The organism is Paenibacillus herberti (assembly GCF_002233675.1).
Lineage (GTDB): Bacteria > Bacillota > Bacilli > Paenibacillales > Paenibacillaceae > Paenibacillus_O > Paenibacillus_O herberti.
Genome location: NZ_NMUQ01000001.1, coordinates 923173 through 937927, shown reverse-complemented (window position 1 = coordinate 937927; position 14755 = coordinate 923173). Strand labels below are relative to the sequence as shown.

The window sequence follows — 14755 nt, the reverse complement described above, 5'->3', positions numbered from 1 at the left end:
TGCCCTTTCGGTGCTCCTTTTTTCCCACCGGCTTGGCGTAAGTTCGTCGGTTTGCGCAGACCGTCGCTGGAGGGAGGTTTGCTGCTGTTGCTGCTATTCTGACCCAACTGACGCTCCAATTCATGGACACGTTGCTCTAACTGCTTGATATGAGCGGCCTGCTGCTCCACGATGGCCAGTAAGCCAAAAACCATCTCAACGAGCTCATTCTTGCTAAGCCTCATCGCTTGCTCCCGGGCTAGTTTCATGAGATCTCCTCCGTTGTATTCCTTGTTAAGGAGAAGTTCAACATTTCTCACGGAAATCCTTGAAAATTAAAAGGCCCCTCAGCTAAATTTAGAGGGACCTAAGTAGTAACAGCTAGAGTGCTTTTAAGAGGAGGAAATAAAATTGAATAGCATATATAATCCATATATTTCCACGTCGATCAGCAATGCTAGAGTTAATAGTAGCGGCTCCAATTCAAGCCTGGCGACCATTTTAGTTTTGTTTATTTTGCTAGTCATCGCTATTTCCGCTTTATCTGAAAAATTAGTGCTCCCCGTTCCTAGCAACCTATCTTCCAACGGTATTTCTACCACGGAACAAAACGCATTAGCCTTTTATATTTACAATCATACGGCTGACTTGACTTTGTATTTAAATTGGTACACAAATTTAACTTACTCCGTCCCAACAATTATTGAACCCAAATATAACGAATCCGTTATTTTATACGTGGGGAGCTTATCAAGCGGGAACATTTCCATTTCGGGCAATGCTAATTACAGTGCAAGAAATAATGATGGCGGATTAGTCGATGTTGTTCAATTTGTAATGACCACTAAAAATGAAAAATATGAAGAATTTTACATGAAATCATTTAATGATCAACTCACCTCTTATGCTGGAGCAAGAGTGTACAGACTTATTGTTGCCGGCAAATGATTATGGTTTCCTCTCCAGACACTCCCGCAAATGGTTTAGGCTGTCGCCTGGCTTCAGCTGTCTGTTTCGCATGTATTCGTCTTTCTATGGCTTGATATAGATTCTTCGAGCCTGCACTATTCTATTTCTTCCACATATAGTGTTGTAGAACAATCAGAGAGGGAGAAATGTTATGAAACCGGGAATGATTTTGGTTTTGTTTATTTTACTGGTCGTAGTTACGAGTATCTTTAGAAGTTCTTTGAATGATAGAGATCTGCAGAATGACGATTTAGTTACACAAGGGAGCATAGGATTCAATGTCTACAATGAAACAAGTGAATATATCCTAAGAGCAACAAAGCTGGAAGGGTCTTTTGAGTATCCCACTCCTCCGTTACATGCCATTTATCCAAATGGATATATGCACTTCGAGGTAGAAACAAGTTTTTTCTCCAGTAGAGAAGCTACCGTCAGTTACTCAATATTCACTAACACCCGGATTGAACAAAATGTTGGAATCATAATAATAATAATGAGAACAGCAAATTACACGCCGAAAACAAGGATTTCAGATTTTAGGGTGTATAGTGACGAAGTGTCGTTAGATTACGAAAACGGCAACACCTGGGTTACAGTTAAAAATGATTAAAACGAATCGTTTCACAGCATGATCAAGAAAAAATTCAGATAAACCCCAAAGCTGATTGGAGCCTGTAATCACCCGATTGTTGGCCAAGCGTCTGGGATATTTGACCTTGAGTTGTCGCTGCGGACGGAGCACATCCATTCGTTTAGAATGGTGAAGTTAGCAGCATCGAAAATGGCTTAGAAATGAGCCATTGCATCTTACAGAATGACAAAAAGTCGTTTTTTTGTTGCTTGAAGCAACAAAAAACGACTTTTTCAGTGCTCTCCCGCAAGGGGGCCTCCGTTTTTTTGGAAAACCCTTAGGTATCAAAGAGTTTTACATAGAATCAGAACAGTCCATTCATTGATGATCTTTGGTTGTTGCGGGGCTGGCTTGACTTTAGGAGCTGGGCTGGCTTTCATTAAAGCATGAAAAAAAGCGCCCAACGGACGCTTGAAAGTTTTTATTTCTTATTCTTTTAAATTAAAAATACCTCCGAGAGAAATTATTCCTCCGAGAAACATCATATAGTATTCTGGTCCTTCAAAGTATGATTCATTACTTCCTTGCATGTATATTGCAATGAAAATTATAAGCAATCCAATTAACGATGCCTTTAGAGCGGTAGAATTCATAAATATTTCTCTTTTATAAACTTTATTAATTCCCATATTTCATTATCCGCATAATCATTTTTGTTGATTATTCTTCAGACAGAAGATTCCTATAAGAGAAATTACAGAACCCAACAAAAAAACCTTGAAGACGAATCCGTCACCAAAATCAAGAATCTGTAGGTACAAAGCCAATAATATAATTAAAATTCCAATGAAAGTTGCTCTCAAAGCTAGGTAATTCATTTTTTGATAACTCCTTTTTAAAATTCAAAGTTGCTTAAAGAATGCTATATTAGAAATCCAGATTCATCAACGTCCAATTAATTCCATTTTAAATTAACATCTTTGTAATGATCCGCAGACAGCATTTCCACTTCAATCAAATGAATCTGCTGCAAGCAACCAAGCATCAACAACAAAAAGGCGGATCCGCTTGGACCCGCCCTCTTCTCCTCTGCACCTATCAGATATAAATTTAATAATGATTTTGACAACCTATTAATCTTCCTGGACAACTGCCTGAGTCCGAAAGCATCTCCTTCCCATACTATGTTGATATACAAACATCATCGGGAGGAATATGCATGCAAATAGGAATGATTTTAGTTTTGTTTATTTTGTTGGTTATTGTTACCTCGATTTTTTGTTTTAGTCCGATAGACGATGACAACGATTCACCCTTTGTTCAATCTACAGTAGGTTTTGATGTTGTCAATAATAGTAGCTACAGACTTCGCTTTTCCACTCGCACAGGACCCTCAAGTATACCCAGTCCATCAAATCTGTTTCCTGGAGAGAGCCACCACTATGAAGTAAGACTCGGAGATACATTGACGGAATTTGTTACCGTCACCTATAACGTATACGACCAACAAAACACTAACATAGGGCAGCTCGTATTTGCGATGGAAGCAGCTCCTGGTTCCGGATATTTCCGTATTCTAAAAAACAATTCCCCCGTCAGAACCGAAACAGGATTTTTATCTCGCACGCTTCGACTCAGTTAGCGAATGAGCGGAGCCTCGACATGATTCCCGCAGCAGCCTATTCCCCAACCTCAAAGATACAATAAAGAATCCGAGGGAGAAAAGCACAACGGCAAACGGATGCTCGGACAGCGCCATATAACCGAGCATAGGACCCATTAGTCCGCCCATGATTCCCGCAAATAAACCTTCCACTGCAGGTACGACGCCATGCCGATTTCCAGCATAATATCCCGCTGCTGCAGCTGCGACCGCCGACCCGATGGCAGGCAAAGTAAAGCTGGCAAGCAAAATGGACAAAATCGCACCGCCTGATAATCCTGCCGCCATTGCCAATCCCATGCACGCCATCATAAGCGACATTTGCGGCGGCTGCCGCCAAAACCGGATACGCAGCATGACAATTGCCGATACGATCACAATCGCTGTAAGCCCTGCTGTTGAAAGGATAGCTTGAGCCGTTTGCCAAGCTCCTCCGCTTCCCTTATTAAAAGCTGGAACAGATGCCCCATGCTGATGGTTACTCATTGAATCATCCTTATTATCCCATCTCATGGATGCCAATGACTCGTGCGAGCCGTACGTATCCGATGCAAGCAAACTAGGAACAGCTATCGAAAAAAGCGCGATTCCCGCTGCGATAAAAACAACTATCCAAGCTCTGATCGTTGTTACGAAAGCGGCCCTATCATTCCCCCGCATGCTCCATCCCCCAAGTTCCGCTCCGCGGAGTCGTTGATTAAGCTTATTCACTGGGCATGGCAAGCTAGACTAGCCCTTTGGGGCCAAACCATTCCGAATAGGAGAATCCGATATGGAACAATTTGAATACCGGAATTATAAAGGCATAGGAGTCATCCTCGTTCTGTTTATTTTGCTGGTCATCGCTACTCGTGTCTTTGCCGATCCTTATGACCCGGCCGACAGTGATTCAGTCCTCCCTACAGCTACAAGAGAATTCACGATAAGAAATATGACCTCTTATTATATGCGGACTCGGAATCTTAATGGAGACTTCGAATCACCGCCGCCATTTTTAAACTACATTCCTCCGAACGAGTCCTATAGCTTCCAGCTCGTGTATCAGTTTGGTTCACTCAGCAGCGCCTATGCCTTATTTTCCTTTGAGCTGCCCCTGTATGTAGCAAGTTACGGCACTATTTCATGCTTCATGAATGTCAGTGGTTCTGGCGTGCAATCATGGCATGTAAACCAGATTACCAGGCCATTCAGTGAAAGAGCCAACAAAGGAGTGCTTGAAATTACAGTAGGTCCCCCCTCCAACCTCTAACACGGCATTATACGATGATGTTATCGCTCTGCTGGAAAAATTAGCTTTTCAACCTGGACGGCCCCCATTATACTGATGTCTAGACGCGAACTAACGTACTTTAAGGCAGCCTGGAGGACAACATGATTCGCATAACAGCTGTTCGCACATTCCTGATCGGGTTGGCTTTCCTGCTATCGGCTATTTTTCTAGGCGGCTGCACCTTCAATTGGGAGCTTCGGCTGCCCAAGCCGTCCGCCACTTCAGCGAGCTATGACGCAACGATTTATTTCCCGTCCAAACGTTACCCTGACACCGCCGCTCATATCAAAAAAGCGATCGCTGCAGGCGAATCCATCACTTGCACGATCGACCGCGATGATGCAGAGGACAATCGCCGAGAATCGCTAAAGGGAATCCCGACACGAAAAAAATACGACCGTGACGAATGGCCAATGGCCATGTGCCGTGAAGGCGGCGCAGGCGCCCATATCGCCTATGTTAAATCGTCGGACAACCGGGGGGCAGGCTCCTGGGTCGGCAATCAGTTGGAGAAGTATCCCGATGGCACCAAGATCCGGTTTGTCATCCCTTGAACAAACATCCCCTAGCGTTATCATATGGAACGCAAAAAAGGTCCCGTAAGGCAGCATCAGCTGCCTTTGCGGGACCTTTTCCTTCTGGAAGACAATTGGGCCATTTCTTGATCGTATACCGCCGCCGCAACTATTCAGCTTAAGCGATACACGACGGTACAACACCTGCTAAAGCACTTTCTCCAGGAAGCTGATCGTCCGCTCATGCTTCGGACGGCCAAATACTTCTTCCGGAGGCCCCTCTTCCACAATATAGCCGCCGTCCATGAATACGACCCGGTCAGCCACCTCGCGTGCAAAGCCCATCTCATGCGTAACGACCATCATCGTCATGCCTTCGCGCGCCAAATCCTTCATGACGCCGAGCACTTCGCCGACCATCTCCGGGTCAAGTGCCGAGGTCGGCTCATCGAACAGCATGATGTCGGGATTCATCGCCAGCGCGCGAGCGATGGCTACGCGCTGCTTCTGGCCGCCGGACAGCTGATGCGGATACGCATCCGCTTTGTCCGACAGACCGACCCGCTCCAGCAGTCGCAGCGCTGTAGTGCGAGCCTGCTCCGCGCTCTGTTTACCAAGCTCTACTGGGGCGAACATAATATTTTTCAACACATTGAAATGCGGGAAAAGATTGAAATGCTGGAACACCATACCGATGTTCTCGCGCACCTTGTTAATGTCAACGCCCTTGTCGCTAATGTCCTTGTCGTCAACGACGACGCGGCCATCCGTAATATCTTCCAGGAGGTTGATGCAGCGGAGGAAGGTGCTTTTGCCAGAGCCAGACGGCCCGATGACACAGAGAACCTCGCCTTGTTTCACTTCAATGTCGATGCCCTTCAGCACCTGATTGGTTCCATAACTCTTCTTGAGACCTTCAACGCGGATTTTACCCATGGCGCAACTTCCTTTCCATACGCTCGGCCAGCTTGGTCAGTGCGATGATGACAATCAGATACATCACCATGACGACGGACCAGATAGTGAACGACTCGAACGTGCGCGCGATGATGATTTTACCTGATTGCGTGAGCTCAACGAGCCCGATAACCGACAGAATCGACGTATCCTTGAGCGTAATGACCATTTGGTTAATGAACGACGGGATCATGATGCGAACCGCCTGCGGCAAAATGATCTTAATCATCGCTCTGCGATAAGGCAGGCCGAGTGAACGAGCCGCTTCCATCTGACCACGGTCGATCGACTGAATGCCGCCGCGGATAATTTCTGTCACGTACGCTCCTGCATTGAGACTCAGCGTCAAGATCGCCGCAATGAACAGCGGCATCGTGAATCCGAGCGCTTGCGGGATACCGAAGTAGATGAAGAACGCCAGCACGATAAGCGGAATGCCGCGGAAAATATCGACATAAACGGTAGCGATGCCACGCAGTACACGATTGTGACTGACCTTCATGAAGCCGAATACCAGACCTAGAATAGAAGCAAACAACAGCGACACAATGGTGTAGAGCAGCGTATTGCCGAGACCTTTAAGCAAAGGAGGCATCGACTCCTGGATCAGCCCCCAGGTGCTTTGAGTAGCTGGCGTCTTGGCGTTCTCGCCAAGGTAATTCGCGAGAATGCGATCGAACTCACCGCTATTACGAACATTGGTCAAGCCATCGTTGAACATTTTGAGCAGCTCTGCGTTCTGCCCTTTGCTGACGGCAAAACCGTAGGAGCCGCCCTTAACCATCTCGATCTCTTCCACAACCTGAAGTCCATTGCCCTGGTTTTGACCGTAGGCGAGTACCGGCTTATCATCAAAGGTCGCAACAGAGTTGCCGCCCTTGACGTCATCGTACATTTGCGCTGAGTCGTCAAAAGGCACGATGGTAAACCCGTATTCGCCTGCGAGAGATTCAGCGACGGTGTATCCTTGGGTACCGGTTTTGACCGCTACCTTTTTGCCCCGTAAATCCCCATAGGACTTGATATCTTCATTGCCTGAGCGCACCGCCATGCTGACGCCGGAATCATAATATGACTCCGAGAAATCGAACTTCAGCTTGCGTTCATCCGTAATGCTCATACCGGCGATGACGCCGTCAACTTGGTTAGACTCCAGCGCCTGAACGGCCGCATTGAAGCCGAGCGGCTTAATTTCATACTTGAAGTTCTGATCCTTGGCAATTGCCTCCATCAGATCCATATCGATGCCGACATACTTACCGCTTGCATCCTGATATTCGAACGGAGCGAACGTAATATCGGTTCCGATCTGATAGGTTTTGCCGGAAGCCGGCGCGGCCGTTGCGGCTCCAGTCCATCCGGCAGCGCCGGTAATGGTCAGAAGCAGGAGGGCCATTGTTAACCAGATTGTTCTCAAAGCTTTCATAGTGTCCTCCCTTGGATGATTTCACAGCGATGATTTTTTAGCCGGGATGGCACATTAGTAACCGTTGACACCCGAGCATTTAACCCAGCATCCTATTGTACCAAAAAAGAGGCTCTAACTCCATAATGATTAATGTGTATGCGTTTAACGAAATAACAGCCCTTTCTGCGGCGCAGAAAGGGCTGTTGAATGGTGTCGTGGAAACCCGAGAGTCAATTCGGCTTAGTTCACCCGAACGAGCAAAGCGTTGCTGAGCAAACGACCCGGACGGGTCAAATAACTGCCGTTGTAGTACATACCGCTGGAAGCTCCGCCATCAAGGTTCATCGCCTGCCACGCTCCCGCCGCCTTCATGATGCTTGCCAGCTGCGGGATTGTCGCTCCGCCTACAGTCAGTAAAAGCAGCTTGTGGTCGCGGGTCACGCCGAGCGCGCTGCGCGCACCGCCGCCGGTGAGAATTTTCGGATCGCGGAAGCCTTCTCCCTTGGGATCCAGCTTGGCAGTGCCGTCAACCAGCAATCGAGGACCTGCTTGCAACCCACCGTCGACAGCCACTCCGCCTTCACCCAAGCGCTTCTCAAAGACCGCTCCAGGCAGCAACTCCGTCAGCATATTGGAATCGAAGGTGACAACCGTCTTTTTATCGCCAGAACTTTTGTACAGCCGCGTGCCTCCGTTGAACAGATAGCCGTATGGATTTTTCGTCGAGGAATCGGTGTAAGCATCGAAAAACGTTCCGTTTATGGCCAGTTTCGCGCCACCGCGCTTGGCGATGGAAGCCAGTTCCTCGGTGCTGCCAACTTTATCTTTGGCGACTGCGACTTCCAGATCCACGCGCGGGTCCATCAGCGACACGGTCGCAAGCTGCACCGAGAAGCTGCGCCCGGCTGCTCGGATCGTCTTGTTCTCCACCGTAATCGGCTTGCGCGCCAAGCTGACCGCTCCCCGCGGCAGCACCGGCAATCGTAGCTCCTCGCCGTCTTTTTTCAGCAAAATGGCTCCGGCGGACGCCTGTCCGCTGATCTCTACGCCATACTGCTCACTGACAAATTTCAGCGGTATGAAAGCCGTGCCGTTTTCCGTGAAAGGAGCCCTCGCCAGTGCAGCGGACTTGTCTCCGATTTTGACCCTCTTTTGGCCAACCGTGAGCGTCGCCTTGATGCCTTCTTCAGTGATGATTGCTGACTTGCTTGCGGCGTTCCATTCGACACTCAGACCTGGCAACTGCTTCAGCGCACGAAGCGGTATATAAGACGAACCCGCCTCCGAATAGGCGTACGTTTTTTCTGCCGCTTTTGCAGGCGCGGCTCCCAGCGCCAGACCGGGCAGCAAGGATGCCGCCGTCAATACGGCTAGCGCCTTAGTCGACATGCTGTGATTTTTGCTCATGATGATGCTCTCCCTCTCTCTATGCTCATTACGATGTTTTTCCAACCACTGGAATTATTCGCATTGTTTATATGTCGACAGAGGGGGCAGAGGAATTTAGACTATCAATTTCAGTTGCAACATAAAAAAAGAAACAGCCCACAGGCTGTCTCCAGTTACGAATTGAAGTTATGAATAATGGCCGTTATACCGCTTCGCTCGCCTCATCCACGATTTCACCCTTGATGTACCAGGTTTGAGCATCCGTCACCTTGACGTGGACGAACTGGCCGATGAGCGACTTCGGTCCTTCCAGATGGACCAGCTTGTTCGTTCTCGTCCGACCGGAGAGCACCTCCGAGCGGTTTTTGCTCTCGCCCTCTACCAGCACCTCAACGATCTGCCCCTTCAACGCTTCATGCGCTTCGCGGCCGATGTCCGCTATGAGCGCGTTAAGCCGGTACAGCCGCTGCTTTTTGACCTCTTCCGGCACATTATCCTCCATCTCGGCCGCAGGCGTTCCTGTACGCGGAGAATAGATGAACGAATAGGCAAAATCGAAGCGAACCTCGCGCACGAGAGACATTGTCTCCTCGAATTGCTCCTCCGTCTCGCCAGGGAAACCGACGATGATATCGCTCGTCAGCACCGCGTCCGGAATCGCTGTTTTAATTTTGCGGACCAACTCCAAATACTTCTCCCGCGAATACTTCCGACTCATCCGTTTCAATATTTCCGTACTGCCCGACTGCACAGGCAAATGGATATGCTCCACCAGATTGCCGCGCTGCGCCAGCACCTCGATCAGATGATCGTCGAAGTCGCGCGGATGTGACGTCGTGAAGCGAATGCGCGGGACAGCAATCTTCGAGATATCAACCATCAGGTCGCCGAAGCGATACTCCATATCCTCAAAATCCTTGCCATAAGCGTTGACATTCTGCCCAAGCAGCGTAATTTCCTTGAAGCCCTTCCGCGCCAGGTCGCGCACCTCGGCCAATACATCTTCCGGTCGGCGGCTTCGCTCCTTGCCCCGCGTATAGGGCACGATGCAGTACGTGCAGAACTTGTCGCAGCCGTACATGATGTTGACCCAGGCGCGCAGCCCCTCACGCTTTTTGGGCAAGTTCTCGATGATGTCGCCTTCTTTGGACCATACCTCGACGACCAGCTCGCGGCTGAAGCTCGCCTCCTGTAGCAGCTCCGGCAGACGATGGATATTATGCGTACCGAAAATCAGATCAACGAAGCCATGCTTCTGCAAAATCCGGTTCACTACCGTCTCCTCCTGCGACATACAGCCGCAGACGCCGAGGATAAGTCCCGGCCGCTCCGTTTTGAGCGTCTTGAGATGGCCCAGCTCGCCGAACACTTTGTCTTCTGCATTTTCGCGGATTGCGCAGGTGTTGAGCAAAATAACATCCGACTTGCTGTAGTCATCCGTCGGCTCGTAGCCCATCGCCTCGAACATACCGCGCATGACCTCGGTGTCATGCTCATTCATCTGGCAGCCGTAAGTACGAATCATGTACAGCTTGCCTCTGCCGAATTCGGCCATATTCCCAGGAATGTCAAAGCCCCTATGGACCTGGACTTCCTCCTTGCCGCGCTTCTTCTCGTCTCGATACGAAGGGGCGCTATTCACCTGAATATTGCGTCCGTTGATGCGATAAGTGGTCTTTCCTTCTTCTTCGCGAATTACTTTAGCATTGGAAAAATCAAAGTATTTGGAGTAGTCCTTGCCCATGATGCTGCCCCCTTTTAAAAGCTGAACCAGATCATTTTCCATTATAACCCTCTTGAGGGGAAGTTTCATCCTGCGGAAATCAGCAACGAGCTAACCCTGCCTTATTGCGATCCTCTGCTCATCTTTAGAAAAGGCGGCAACGGCACTCTGCGCCCGGTATGCTCCTCCAAGAGCCAGCCGTCCCGGACATGGTCAACGTAGAGAACCCCGTCCAAATGATCCATCTCATGCTGGATGCAGCGTGCGAGATAACCTTGCGCCTCCATCTCCACTGTCTCACCAGCGCGGTTCAGCGTGCGGATGCGCACTTGATCCGCCCGGTTTACGCTGCCGTAATACCCCGGCAGACTGAGGCAGCCCTCACTACCGGTTTGCAAGCCTGTTGCATACAGCAGTTGAGGGTTAATCAGCTCGATAGGCCCTTCACCGCAGTCCATGATGATTAGGCGGCGCAAAATACCGATCTGCGAAGCAGCTAGTCCGGCGCGGCCTTCTTTGTCATAGAGCGTGTCTCTCAAGTCATCGAGGTACTTGTGCGTGCGCGGATCGGCCGGGTCAGCATCCCGGCAGCGGCTCCTTAAAGCGCTGTCGCCAAATGGCAAAATAGTTCGAACCGCCATCTCTTTAAGCTCCTTCCGCTTGTCTGCTCGGTGTATGCCGCCATAGCTCTCCCGGCGTGCACTCCAGTGCTGTGCATAGCGCATCCAGCGTGTCGGCCTTCATCTGCCGGGGCTGTTGTGTCAGCAGCGCACTGATGGAAGGCGCGGACAGGCGATAGCCGGCCCTCTCTTTCAGCAGCCGGGCAAGCTCGGCGCCGCTCCATATTCCACGTTCAGCCATCAAGCTTCGAAGCATCCAAATCAGCATCGTGTTTCCCCCTGCTCAAATTTAGGTATTGCCTAATTTTATTAGGTGTTAACTAATATTAGCTTATATTAGCATAACACGCAGAGACTGGAAAGTCGGTCTATATCCGAACACAAAAAGGGGCCGTCTCAAAAGTCATCTAATGATGACTTTTGAGACGGCCCCTTAAAAAAGTCCCACGCATTGTTTGCGTAACGGAACTGAGAAGCCTTATTCCGGCAAAATCGAAGGATCTCGTGGCGTGACGGAACTGAGAGACGCTATTTCAGCATTATGTTGGGAAATTCATCATCTCTGACTCAAATAACGCTTCTCAGTTCCATTAGCCGGCTTGAACCCGTGTTTGATGGGAAATAAGCTCTCTGAGTTCCGTTAGGGCATGAATGGTGGAGTTTTCGGTTTACGAACAGCCTTTTCCGCTGTTACGCCGCCCACTTACCCTGTTAAACCCATTTATTCTGAAAATCGGTAATACTCTTATATTCCGGCTGCAGCAGACGCGAAATCCGGATGTAAATCCGAGTAATTTCGGCGTAAATCTCCGTATGCTCCAAAATCGGCGTGTGGCGATGAGTGCTGCCGATCATGTTTGCTACTACGTCCAGGGAATCGACCTCGCCGATGGCGTTCAGACCGAGAATTGCCGCGCCGAGGCAGGAGCTTTCAACACTTTCCGGCACATGCACTTCTTGGCTGAAAATATCCGCCATCATCTGGCGCCATAGCTCCGAGCGGGCAAAACCGCCTGTCGCTTGAATTTTCCCCGGTTGCCCAATCAGCTCCTGCAGCGCCATGAACACGGTATAAAGATTAAGAATAACGCCTTCCATTGCGGCACGGATTAAATGCTCTTTTTTATGATGCAGGCCGAGTCCGAAGTAGGACCCGCGTGCGTTGGAATCCCATAGGGGCGCTCTCTCTCCTGCAAGATAGGGATGGAAAATAAGGCCGTCGGAGCCTGGCTTCACGCCCGCGGCGATTTCGGTGAGAAGCTCGTATGGATCGCGGCCTTCGCTGAGCGCCGTTTCCTTTTCCATTGTGGCGATCTGATCCCGCACCCAGCGGAATACCATGCCGCCATTATTGACCGGCCCGCCGATAACCCACTTGTCCTCCGTCAGCACATAACAGAAAATACGGCCCTTGGGATCAACACGCGGACGGTCCGTCACGGTGCGAATCGCGCCGCTTGTCCCAATTGTCACCGCTACAACCCCAGGCTCGATGGCATTCACGCCGAGATTCGAGAGCACGCCATCATTGGCGCCGATTACAAAGGGAACATTCGCTGGAAGTCCCATATGCTCCGCCCAATCCTCTTTAAGTTCGTTCATGATATGGCGAGTCGGCACGAGGCGTGAGAGCCTGTCCGTAGTTATACCCGCCACCTTCAATGCTCCCTCGTCCCAATCCAGCTCATGGATGTTGAACAGACCCGTCGCCGAAGCGATGGAATGATCCACGACATACTCCCCGAACAGCTTGTAGAACACGTATTCTTTTATGGAAATAAACTTGGCCGCGTTGCGGAAAATATCGCTCTGCTCATGGCGAAGCCAAAGCAGCTTCGACAATGGCGACATCGGATGAATCGGCGTTCCGGTACGCATATAAATTTCCTGGCCGTTATGCTCACGCTTAATAATATCGGCCCAGCGCGCGCTGCGGCTATCCGCCCAGGTGATGCAAGCCGTGAGCGGCTGGGCTTCGCTATCAACGGCAATCAGGCTGTGCATCGCTGCACTGAAAGAGACACATTTGACCTCGGACGGATCTACTCCGCTTTTTAGCAGCGCTTGTTTGATTGATTCAACCACCGCCGCGAAAATTTCCTCCGGGTCCTGCTCCGCCGCAGCCGGTATCGGTGAATGGAGCGGGTATTCGACATGATGCATCGCCTTGACCTTGCCATCCAGCGTGAACAGAACGGACTTGGTGCTTGTCGTCCCGATATCAGTGCCGATCATATAACCTTGGGTCATGAGTCAACCTCCTTTTTGAAACGGAAACAGCGGACGCTGGCGTCCGCTGCCCATCTCTTCTTATATAAACAGATCCAGCACCAAAATGAAACCAAGTGCAGCGACCGAGATAATGGTCTCCAAAGCGGTCCAAGTCTGAAGGGTTTCTTTGACCGTCATGCCGAAGTATTCCTTGATCAACCAGAAGCCGGAGTCATTGACATGGGAAAGAATGAGCGATCCCGCTCCAGTCGCCAGCACGAGCAGCTCAGGGCTGACACCCGGCGTCGCCAAAGCAATTGGCGCCACGATGCCTGCCGCAGTCATCATGGAAACAGTAGCCGATCCCGTTGCGATACGAATCAATGCCGCGATACCCCAGCCGAGCAGGATCGGCGACAGATTGGAAGATGTCGCGAGTTCAGCGATATAATCGCCAATACCGGAGTCGAGAAGCACGCGGTTGAACGCGCCGCCCGCACCGATAACAAGCAGGATGGTCGCCGTAGGCGCCAAGCAATCATTGGAGAACTTGAGTACCTTTTCCCGGCTCATGCCGCGGAAGAAACCAAGGCTGAAGAAGGAATACACGGTTGCAATAAGCAGCGCGACGACAGGATCACCGACGAACTTGAGGAAATTGTACAAGCCGGCGGAGCCCACATTGTCCTTCAGCGTCACATCTGCGATGGAAGCAGCCAGCATCAGAATAACTGGAACAAGAATAGTGAACACGGTGTTGAAAAATCCTGGAAGCTCTTTATTTTCCCTATCTTCCGTTAGTTGATCGCCGATCGCCTTCGGAACTTCCTTGTGGATTCGCTTGCCGATCCAGTTACCATAAAGCGGTCCGGCAATGATCGCCGTCGGCAGGCCGACGATGAGCGAGTAGAGGATGGTCATGCCGACATCGGCGTCAAAGATGCCCACAGCCGTCATTGCTGCTGGATGCGGCGGCACCAGGCCATGCACAACGGATAGTCCAGCGACGAGCGGAACGCCGATTTTGATCAGCGAAACGCCAGTCTGCTTGGCGATTGTGAATACGAGTGGAATCAGCAAGACAAAGCCGACTTGGAAAAACACAGGAATGCCGACGATGAAAGCGACAACCATCATCGCCCAATGTACGTTTTTCTCGCCGAACAAACGGATCAGCGTTGTAGCAATGCGCTCTGCGCCTCCGGATTCCGCCATCATTTTGCCCAGCATCGTACCGAGCGCCAAGACGATGGCCAGCAGGCCGAGCGTATTGCCAAGCCCAGTCTTAATGGAATCGATGATTCCGACCGGACCGTCCGGCACGGTGAGCAGCGGCATTCCCGCAGCGAGTCCTGTACCGATTGCAGTGATGATCAACGCAACAAACGGATTCATTTTGACCACAGTAATAAGCAGCAGCAGCGCTACGATGGCAATTAGAACGATAACTAACAACATCTTGCAATCACCTCTTAGTTGT

At 50.2% G+C, this 14755-nt stretch carries 16 protein-coding genes; 5 read left to right on the top strand and 11 right to left on the bottom strand.

Going from position 1 to position 14755, the window contains the following annotated elements; genetic code table 11:
• On the bottom strand, nucleotides 1-248 hold a 248-nt coding region (locus CGZ75_RS25565; RefSeq protein WP_245850698.1), incomplete at its 3' end, for a DUF6444 domain-containing protein.
• Between the two features lie 142 nt (nucleotides 249-390).
• Between CGZ75_RS25565 and CGZ75_RS04275 the strand changes: the two genes are divergently transcribed.
• Together CGZ75_RS04275 and CGZ75_RS04270 are read left to right on the top strand one after the other, a co-directional pair.
• Nucleotides 391-927 carry a hypothetical protein gene (locus CGZ75_RS04275; protein ID WP_089523023.1) on the top strand — a complete coding sequence of 179 codons (537 nt, stop codon included), beginning with the start codon at nucleotides 391-393 and terminating at the stop codon, nucleotides 925-927.
• A gap of 172 nt (nucleotides 928-1099) precedes the next feature.
• On the top strand, nucleotides 1100-1558 hold the full coding sequence (locus tag CGZ75_RS04270) for a hypothetical protein (protein ID WP_089523022.1): 459 nt from the start codon (nucleotides 1100-1102) through the stop codon (nucleotides 1556-1558).
• A gap of 916 nt (nucleotides 1559-2474) precedes the next feature.
• Here CGZ75_RS04270 and CGZ75_RS25070 read toward each other — a convergent pair.
• Entirely contained in the window at nucleotides 2475-2648 is a 174-nt protein-coding gene (locus CGZ75_RS25070) for a hypothetical protein (protein ID WP_176444674.1), read from the bottom strand.
• Between the two features lie 90 nt (nucleotides 2649-2738).
• On the opposite strand from CGZ75_RS25070, the gene CGZ75_RS24400 reads away from it, so the two are divergent.
• The gene (locus tag CGZ75_RS24400) at nucleotides 2739-3161 is read left to right on the top strand and encodes a hypothetical protein (RefSeq protein ID WP_141136661.1); all 423 of its coding nucleotides are present in this window, start codon (nucleotides 2739-2741) and stop codon (nucleotides 3159-3161) included.
• On the opposite strand, the gene CGZ75_RS04265 is transcribed toward CGZ75_RS24400, so the two are convergent.
• Complete coding sequence (locus CGZ75_RS04265) at nucleotides 3135-3668, bottom strand: hypothetical protein (protein WP_141136660.1); 534 nt, start codon at nucleotides 3666-3668, stop codon at nucleotides 3135-3137. The genes CGZ75_RS24400 and CGZ75_RS04265 overlap by 27 nt on opposite strands.
• A 286-nt stretch (nucleotides 3669-3954) precedes the next feature.
• Between CGZ75_RS04265 and CGZ75_RS04260 the strand changes: the two genes are divergently transcribed.
• Together CGZ75_RS04260 and CGZ75_RS04255 are read left to right on the top strand one after the other, a co-directional pair.
• A complete protein-coding gene (locus CGZ75_RS04260; RefSeq protein WP_089523020.1) occupies nucleotides 3955-4431 on the top strand; it encodes a hypothetical protein in 477 nt (158 codons plus the stop codon).
• A gap of 122 nt (nucleotides 4432-4553) precedes the next feature.
• Nucleotides 4554-5006: a NucA/NucB deoxyribonuclease domain-containing protein gene (locus tag CGZ75_RS04255; protein WP_089523019.1), complete on the top strand. Its 453-nt coding sequence runs from the start codon at nucleotides 4554-4556 to the stop codon at nucleotides 5004-5006.
• A gap of 168 nt (nucleotides 5007-5174) precedes the next feature.
• On the opposite strand, the gene CGZ75_RS04250 is transcribed toward CGZ75_RS04255, so the two are convergent.
• From CGZ75_RS04250 to CGZ75_RS04215, 8 genes are all read right to left on the bottom strand, one after another.
• Nucleotides 5175-5903, bottom strand: coding sequence for an amino acid ABC transporter ATP-binding protein (locus tag CGZ75_RS04250; RefSeq protein WP_089523018.1), 729 nt, complete (start codon nucleotides 5901-5903; stop codon nucleotides 5175-5177).
• Complete coding sequence (locus tag CGZ75_RS04245; RefSeq protein ID WP_089523017.1) at nucleotides 5896-7350, bottom strand: amino acid ABC transporter substrate-binding protein/permease; 1455 nt, start codon at nucleotides 7348-7350, stop codon at nucleotides 5896-5898. The genes CGZ75_RS04250 and CGZ75_RS04245 overlap by 8 nt, the downstream gene beginning before the upstream one ends.
• A gap of 222 nt (nucleotides 7351-7572) precedes the next feature.
• Entirely contained in the window at nucleotides 7573-8739 is a 1167-nt protein-coding gene (locus tag CGZ75_RS04240; RefSeq protein WP_245850697.1) for a phosphodiester glycosidase family protein, read from the bottom strand.
• Nucleotides 8740-8923: 184 nt separating this feature from the next.
• Nucleotides 8924-10507, bottom strand: coding sequence for a tRNA (N6-isopentenyl adenosine(37)-C2)-methylthiotransferase MiaB (gene miaB / locus CGZ75_RS04235; RefSeq protein WP_245850696.1), 1584 nt, complete (start codon nucleotides 10505-10507; stop codon nucleotides 8924-8926).
• A 59-nt stretch (nucleotides 10508-10566) separates the two neighbouring features.
• Nucleotides 10567-11085: a peptide deformylase gene (gene def, locus CGZ75_RS04230; RefSeq protein ID WP_089523016.1), complete on the bottom strand. Its 519-nt coding sequence runs from the start codon at nucleotides 11083-11085 to the stop codon at nucleotides 10567-10569.
• Nucleotides 11086-11089: 4 nt separating this feature from the next.
• Nucleotides 11090-11332, bottom strand: a complete 243-nt coding sequence (locus CGZ75_RS04225) for a helix-turn-helix domain-containing protein (protein ID WP_089523015.1) — start codon at nucleotides 11330-11332, stop codon at nucleotides 11090-11092.
• A 443-nt stretch (nucleotides 11333-11775) separates the two neighbouring features.
• Nucleotides 11776-13314 (bottom strand): gluconokinase, encoded by a 1539-nt coding sequence (gene gntK / locus CGZ75_RS04220; RefSeq protein WP_089523014.1) that lies wholly within the window; start codon nucleotides 13312-13314, stop codon nucleotides 11776-11778.
• A 60-nt stretch (nucleotides 13315-13374) separates the two neighbouring features.
• Nucleotides 13375-14733, bottom strand: coding sequence for a GntP family permease (locus CGZ75_RS04215; protein ID WP_089523013.1), 1359 nt, complete (start codon nucleotides 14731-14733; stop codon nucleotides 13375-13377).
• Nucleotides 14734-14755: the final 22 nt, after the last annotated feature.